The organism is Dyella sp. EPa41, from assembly GCF_016586165.1.
GTDB lineage: Bacteria > Pseudomonadota > Gammaproteobacteria > Xanthomonadales > Rhodanobacteraceae > Dyella.
In genome coordinates, this window is record NZ_BCPR01000123.1 from 1 (window position 1) to 7,316 (window position 7,316).

At 67.7% G+C, this 7,316-nt stretch carries 4 protein-coding genes; all 4 read left to right on the forward strand.

The features are described 5' to 3' along the window. The first annotated feature begins 439 nt into the window (after nucleotides 1–439). The 4 genes from purL to JMF82_RS21265 all read left to right on the forward strand — a co-directional run bounded on the left by purL (nucleotide 440) and on the right by JMF82_RS21265 (nucleotide 6,966). Nucleotides 440–4,300 carry a phosphoribosylformylglycinamidine synthase gene (purL, locus tag JMF82_RS21250; RefSeq protein WP_201316520.1) on the forward strand — a complete coding sequence of 1,287 codons (3,861 nt, stop codon included), beginning with the start codon at nucleotides 440–442 and terminating at the stop codon, nucleotides 4,298–4,300. A gap of 66 nt (nucleotides 4,301–4,366) precedes the next feature. After that, nucleotides 4,367–5,095 (forward strand): hypothetical protein, encoded by a 729-nt coding sequence (locus JMF82_RS21255; protein ID WP_201316521.1) that lies wholly within the window; start codon nucleotides 4,367–4,369, stop codon nucleotides 5,093–5,095. Nucleotides 5,096–5,158: 63 nt separating this feature from the next. Further along, nucleotides 5,159–6,067, forward strand: coding sequence for a glycosyltransferase family 2 protein (locus tag JMF82_RS21260; protein ID WP_236585618.1), 909 nt, complete (start codon nucleotides 5,159–5,161; stop codon nucleotides 6,065–6,067). Beyond that, nucleotides 6,064–6,966 carry a DMT family transporter gene (locus tag JMF82_RS21265; RefSeq protein ID WP_201316522.1) on the forward strand — a complete coding sequence of 301 codons (903 nt, stop codon included), beginning with the start codon at nucleotides 6,064–6,066 and terminating at the stop codon, nucleotides 6,964–6,966. Before JMF82_RS21260 ends, JMF82_RS21265 begins: the two co-directional genes overlap by 4 nt. Nucleotides 6,967–7,316: the final 350 nt, after the last annotated feature.

A 7,316-nucleotide genomic window follows, 5' to 3' on the forward strand; every position in this document is an offset into this window, starting at 1 on the left:
GCGAAAGGCTGTCGCGCACTGGGTGCGCTCCTACAAGGGAGTGCCACGCGAAGAGAAAGTGGCCTGAGCCGCGGCAGCGGTCCGCAAGCCTGCCGCTCCACGGGGACTCCCTTCGGTCGCAGGAGAGCCAGATCGCAGAAACCCGGCAACGACAGCACCAGAAATCTTCATGCATCCAAACGATGAACATGCAGACCGGCGCGAAAGGCTGTCGCGCACAGGGTGCGCTCCTACAGGGGCACGGCGGCCCGTAGCCGCCCCTGCCTAACGACGCCCCAACCTGGACAACCCCAGCGAAAACCCTATGTTTCAATGCTTTAGCGCCAGCCCCGGCAAGGAGCCCAGCCCCCTTACCCCGTTTACCCTCATTGCTGCGCCGCAGAATCCCACACCCGCCTTGAGGTACAATGCGCGTTTTCGCATAGCCCCCGTTCCCCGCATGATCGCACTCGACGGGCAGAGCGCCCTCTCGCTTTTTCGCCTTGAACGCCTGAACGCGCGCCTGGAAGCCATCCATCACGGCACGCGCGTCCAATCGTCGTGGTTCATCTATTTCATCGACGCCGACCGCATGCCCGAAGGCGAGCAGCGGCGTCGCCTGCTGGAAGTGCTCGAGGCGAAGGACGGGGCGCCGGAAACGGCTTCGGTCTGGGTCGTGCCGCGACTGGGCACGATCTCGCCGTGGTCGAGCAAGGCCACCGACATCCTGCATGGCGCGGGCTTCGACGTGCGTCGCGTGGAGCGTGGCGTGGCCTGGCAGGTGGCGGGGCTGCCGGCGGCTGACTTGCCGCAGTACGAAGCGGTGATGAACGTGCTGCACGATGCGATGACGCAGTCGGTGCTCACGAACCTCGATGAAGCGCAGCATCTGTTCCTCGGCGGCCAGCCCGGCCCGCTGGTGTACATCGACCTCGCGGGCGACGCCAAGGCGGCGCTGGACAAGGCCAACAAGGAGCTGGGCCTCGCGCTGGCCGACGACGAGATCGAATACCTGGTCGATCGCTATGCGGAACTGGGCCGCAACCCGACCGACGCCGAACTCTTCATGTTCGCGCAGGCCAATTCCGAGCACTGCCGCCACAAGGTGTTCAACGCGAGCTGGACGATGGATGGCGAGGCGCAGGACAAGAGCCTGTTCGCCATGATCAAGAACACCCACCAGCACTCGCCCGCCCACACGCTGTCCGCCTACAAGGACAACGCGGCGGTGATCGAGGGCTTCGAGGGCAACCGCTTCTATCCCGACCACGATGGCGTGTGGCGCCCGCACCACGAGCGCGTCGAATACGCGATCAAGGTGGAGACGCACAACCACCCGACCGCGATCGCACCGTGGCCGGGTGCCGCCACCGGCGCCGGCGGCGAGATCCGCGACGAAGGCGCGACCGGCCGTGGCGCCAAGCCGAAGGCCGGCCTCACCGGTTTCTCGGTGTCGGACCTGCGCATTCCGGGCAAGCCGCGTCCGTGGGAGGTGGAGCGTCCGCTGCCGCCGCACATGGCCACGGCGTTCGAAATCATGCGTGACGGCCCGCTCGGCGCCGCCGCGTTCAACAACGAATTCGGCCGCCCTGCCCTGGGCGGCTATTTCCGCACCTACGAGCATGAGACCGGCGAAGCCGGCGTGCGCCGCGGTTACGACAAGCCGATCATGATCGCCGGCGGCCTCGCCAACATGTGCGCGAACCACGTGCAGAAGCGCGACGTGCAGCCGGGCAACAAGGTGATCGTGCTCGGTGGCCCGGCCATGCTGATCGGCCTGGGCGGCGGCGCCGCCTCGTCGGTGGCGTCGGGCACCTCCAGCCAGGAGCTCGACTTTGCCTCCGTGCAGCGCGACAACGCCGAGATGGAGCGCCGCGCGCAGCAGGTGATCGACAGCTGCTGGGCCCGCCGCGACAAAAACCCCATCGTCAGCGTGCATGACGTCGGCGCGGGCGGCCTCTCCAACGCGATCCCCGAGCTGCTCAACGACGCCGGCGTCGGCGGCCGCATCGACCTTTCCAAGGTGCCGTGCGACGACCCGTCGCTCTCGCCCATGCAACTGTGGAGCAACGAGTCGCAGGAGCGCTACGTGCTCGCCATCGGCGCGGCCGACCTCGAGGAATTCGAGGGCTACTGCAAGCGCGAGCGCTGCCCGTACGCCGTGGTGGGCGAAGCCACTTCCGAGCGCCGCCTCGTCGTGCACGACCCGCGCACCGACACCACGGTGATCGACCTGCCGATGGACGTGCTGTTCGGCAAGCCGCCGCGCATGCACCGCGACGCGCATCGCGTGAAGCCGCGCGTGGACGTCGTGCCCGACCTGGCCGGCATCAGCATGGACGAAGCCCTGCTGCGCGTGCTGCGCCTGCCCACCGTGGGCAGCAAGAGCTTCCTCATCACCATCGGCGACCGCACCGTGGGTGGCCTCAATGCCCGCGACCCGATGGTCGGCCCGTGGCAGGTGCCGGTGGCCGACGCGGCCGTCACCATCACCGATTTCGACGGCTACACCGGCGAAGCGATGGCGATGGCCGAACGCGCCCCGGTCGCCCTGCTCAACAGTGCCGATGCCGCGCGCCTTGCGGTCGGCGAAGCCATCACCAACCTCGCTGCCGCGCCGATCGCCTCGCTGGGCGAAGTGCGCCTGTCGGCCAACTGGATGGCCGCGGTGAACTACGCCGGTGAAGACGCCGCGTTGTTCGACGCAGTGAAGGCCGTGGGCATGGAGCTGTGCCCGGAGCTCGACATCTCCATCCCGGTCGGCAAGGACTCGCTGTCCATGCAGACCGTATGGAAGGACGGCGACACCACGCAGCGCACCGTCTCGCCGGTGTCGCTGGTGATCACCGGCTTCGCCCGCGTCACCGACGTGCGCCGCACGCTCACCCCCCAGCTGCGCCTGGATCGGGGCGATTCCGAACTGTGGCTGCTCGACCTCGGCGCCTGCCGCGACCGCCTCGGCGGCTCCGCGCTGACGCAGGTGTTCAACCGCGGCGGCGGCGTGCCGCCGGACCTGGATGACGCCAAGCGCCTGAAGTCGCTGTTCAACCTCGTGCAGGAAGCGAACGCCAACGGTCTGCTGCTGGCGTACCACGACCGTTCCGACGGCGGTGTCATCGTGACCCTGCTGGAAATGGCCTTCGCCGGGCATTGCGGCCTGGAAATCCATCTCGACGGCTGGGCCGAAGCCGCGTTGCGCGCGCTGTTCAACGAAGAGCTCGGCGCCGTGGTGCAGGTAGCCACGGCCAACCGCGAGGCGTTCGAGGCATTGCTGGTGAAGCACGAACTCACCGGCATGGCCTATCGCATCGGCCGCCCGAAGGAAAAGCTGGGCATCAAGCTGTTCCACAACGGCGAAACGCAGTTCAAGTGGAACTGGCGCACGCTGTTCGAAGCGTGGAACGAAACCAGCTATGCCATGCAGCGCCTGCGCGACAACCCGATCAGCGCCGACGCCGAGAACGAATGGCGCCTGGACGATGCCGACCCGGGCATCAGCCCCAAGCTCACCTTCGACCCGGCCGACGACATCGCCGCGCCTTACATCAACAAGGGCGCTCGTCCGCGCGTCGCCGTGCTGCGCGAGCAGGGCGTCAACGGCCAGGTCGAGATGGCGGCCGCGTTCACGCGCGCCGGCTTCGACGCGGTGGACGTCCATATGTCCGACCTCGCCAGCGGCCGCATCAAGCTCGCCGATTTCCGTGGCCTCGCCGCGTGCGGCGGTTTCTCCTACGGCGACGTGCTGGGCGCGGGGCGTGGCTGGGCCACGTCCATCCTCTACAACGAATACCTGCGCGCCGAATTCAGCGCGTTCTTCGCCGATGCGCAGCGTTTCGCGCTGGGCGTGTGCAACGGCTGCCAGATGATGAGCCAGTTGAAGGACATCATCCCCGGCGCACAGCACTGGCCGAAGTTCCTGCGCAACGCGTCCGAGCAGTACGAGGCACGCGTGGCCACGCTGGAAGTGCTCGATTCGCCGAGCATCTTCTTCAAGGGCATGGCCGGTTCGCGCATCCCGGTCGCGGTGGCGCACGGCGAAGGCCGCGTAAGCTTCCCGCACAGTTGCAGCCCGTCGAAGTCGGGCGGCGCGCTGCGCTACGTCGATAACCGCGGCAGGCCCACCGAGGACTATCCGCTCAATCCGAACGGCTCCCCTGGCGGCCTCACCGGTTTCACCGCCGCCGATGGCCGCGTCACCATCATGATGCCGCACCCGGAACGCGTGTTCCGTTCGGTGCAGATGAGCTGGCATCCGGAGAAGTGGGGCGAGGATTCGCCGTGGATGCGCATGTTCCGCAACGCACGGGCGTGGTGCGGCTGATGCCGAATCGCCACGCCAGGCCGCTGCTGCAGACCTGACGTGGCGACCCGCGCGAACCGCCGGTGGATGGCCACCTTGCTGCCGGCGGCGGCGTGGACGATCGCGATGGCGCTGCTCCCCTGGTGGGTGGGGCTGCCGCTATGGCTCTTGTTGATGGTCGGCGCGGTGATGTTTCGCCACCGCATCGAACACTATGCCCAACTGAGTCGACGCGGCCTTTACTGGGGCCTGCCCGGCGTGCTGTTCGCATCGCAACGCGCCCTGGGCGGCGACCTGCTTGCCTGGGGCTGTGCCCTGCTTGGCGCACTGGTCGGCTATTCGCTGCTCGCGCTGATGGACTCATTGCTGGACCGTCGCACCAGGCGTTCGCCCGCGGCAGCTCCCACGCCGGAATGGAACGAACTGGCCTTGGCGCCCATCGGCCCTCCCGTACACATCATCGAGCTGGCACCCGTCACCTGGACCGACGCACGGTGCGAGTTCCGCGACCCCGACGGCGAATCGGTACGCTATGAGCAACGCGGCAGCGGGCGCGGGCGTTATGTGTTCGCGCAGGGGCGGGTGATCGAACGGGCGAGCCCGCATTGCTGCTTCGGACCCGGCGGCCGCTGGTTTGCGGCCCGCCTGCCGGGCGACCGCGGCGAGATCCTGTGGGACAGGCACACCGACCATGTCCACCGGCTCGCCGGTTGGGCACTCAGCGGCTGGGAAGGTGAGCGGCCCTGGCTCTCCCGCGGCGCCAACGGCGTACCGGCGCCCGTCCACGAAGTGCTCGGACGCGGCCGCCGGCGCTGAAGCCTGCCAACATCGCGATCTTTCACGTCCAGAACACGCGTCACCTCCCGCATACTTGTCGTAGTGAATACCGATACCGCCCAAGCTTTCTCGTCCGCGCTGCCGCTCAGCGTGATCGTGGTCGCCGCCGACAGCGGCCCCACCCTGCGCGACTGCGTGCGCCGCGTGCTCGCCTGCGAGCTGCCGCTGGAAATGATCCTGGTCGACAATGCGTCGGCCGACGGCATTCCACAGGCCATCGCGCGCGCGCACGAAAACGACACGCGGCTGCAGGTGGTCTACAACCATGCCAACCTCGGCTTCGGACCGGCGGTGAACCGTGGCGTGTCGCATGCGCATGGCAAGACGGTGCTGGTGCTCAATCCCGACTGCCTGATCGACAACGCGGCCCTGGTGCGCCTGCTCGAGATCCTCACCACGCAAACGCGGGTCGGGCTCGTCGGCGCGGTGGTCTGCGACGAGAACGGCGAGCCGGACCCGGCCTCCTACCGGCGTGATCCGCTGCTCCGGCGTTCGTTGAACACCCTGTTCAACCGGCCCGGCGAGGGTGTGAATATCGAAGGCCCGATGCCGCACGCATTGGTGGAAGCGGAAGCCGTGTCCGGCGCGCTGATGGTGCTGCCGCGGCGCCTGTTCGATTACCTGGCGGGCTTCGACGAAGCGTATTTCCTTCACTGCGAAGACCTCGACCTGTGCCGCCGCGTGCGCGACGCGGGCTACAGGGTGATGCTCGCCGGCGACGTGCGCGTGCTGCATGGCAAGGGCAGTTCGAGCCGGCATCGCCCGGTGTTCGTCAGCCGCCACAAGCATCGCGGCATGTGGCGCTGGTTCCGCAAGTTCGATCCCGAGGCGCGCAAGCCGTGGGTGTCCGCCCTCGTGTGGCTCGGCATCTGGTCGCACTTCCTGCTGCAGATTCCCGGCCAATGGATGCGGCTGCTGCGACGCAAGGCATCCCGCGGGAGCGATGCATGAGCGCGGAAAATCCACGCGCCGCCGCGTTCGCCACGTTCGGACTGATCAGTGTCACCGCCATCTGGGGTTCCACCTTCTTCCTCATCAAGGACCTGGTGGCGCGCATGCCGGTGGCGGATTTTCTCGCCGTGCGCTTCGTGATCGCCGCGCTCGTGATGACGCTGCTGTTCCATCGCCACCTGCTGCGCCTCGGTCGCCGCGAGTGGACGCAAGGCATCGCGTTGGGCGTTGTATACGGCATAGCGCAATTGCTGCAGACCTCCGGGCTGGAACACACCTCGGCGAGCATCAGCGGCTTCGTCACGGGCATGTATGTGGTGTTCACGCCACTGCTGGGCACGGTGCTGCTGCGCCAGCGATTGCCCCCCGTCACGTGGATCGCCGTGCTGCTCTCGGTGGGCGGCCTGGGACTGCTCGCGCTGCATGGTTTCAGCATCGGCTACGGCGTGTGGCTCACGCTGGTCTCGGCCCTGCTGTATGGCCTGCACATCGTGGGCCTGGGCACCTGGTCGCGACCGGGCAACGCATTCGCGCTGTCCGCCGTGCAGATGCTGGTGATCGCACTCATCTGCCTGCTCGCCACGCTGCCTTCGGGCCCGAGCCTGCCGCCGGACCGCGGCGCATGGGCAGCGGTGACGTACATGGCGCTCGCCGCGGGTGCCGGCGCGATGCTGGTGCAGACCTGGGCACAGGCACACCTGTCGCCCACCCGCGCGGCCATCGTGATGACGATGGAACCGGTATTCGCGGCAGGCTTCGCCGTCACCTTCGGCGACGACGCGCTCACCTGGCGCATGGTGGTCGGCGGTGCGCTGGTGTTGGCGGCGATGTATCTGGTGGAACTCGTGCCACGTGGCAATGCTGTGGTGCAGGCGGAAGGGCTGCATCACGAGGTGTAATGGATGGCACGTGTGGCACGGTCGTCGTCATCACGTTCGCAGCGCGCGATACTTCCCCTGTAGGAGCGCACCCTGTGCGCGACAGCCTTTCGCCTCGGTCTTGGTTGCATGTCTCACCGGCACAGCCGTTGTGCCTGGTCGTCGAGTTACCGCGATCAGGCTCGCCTGCGACCGCAGGGAGTCCCCATGGGACGGCGGGCTTTCGGACCGCTCCCGCGGCCCGGGTCACGTTCTCTTCGCGTGGCGTTCGTTCCCTTGTAGGAGCGCACCCTGTGCGCGACAGCCTTTCGCGCCGGTCTGCACCTTAGTCGTTTCGATGCATGCAGATTTCTGATGCTGTCGTTGCCGGG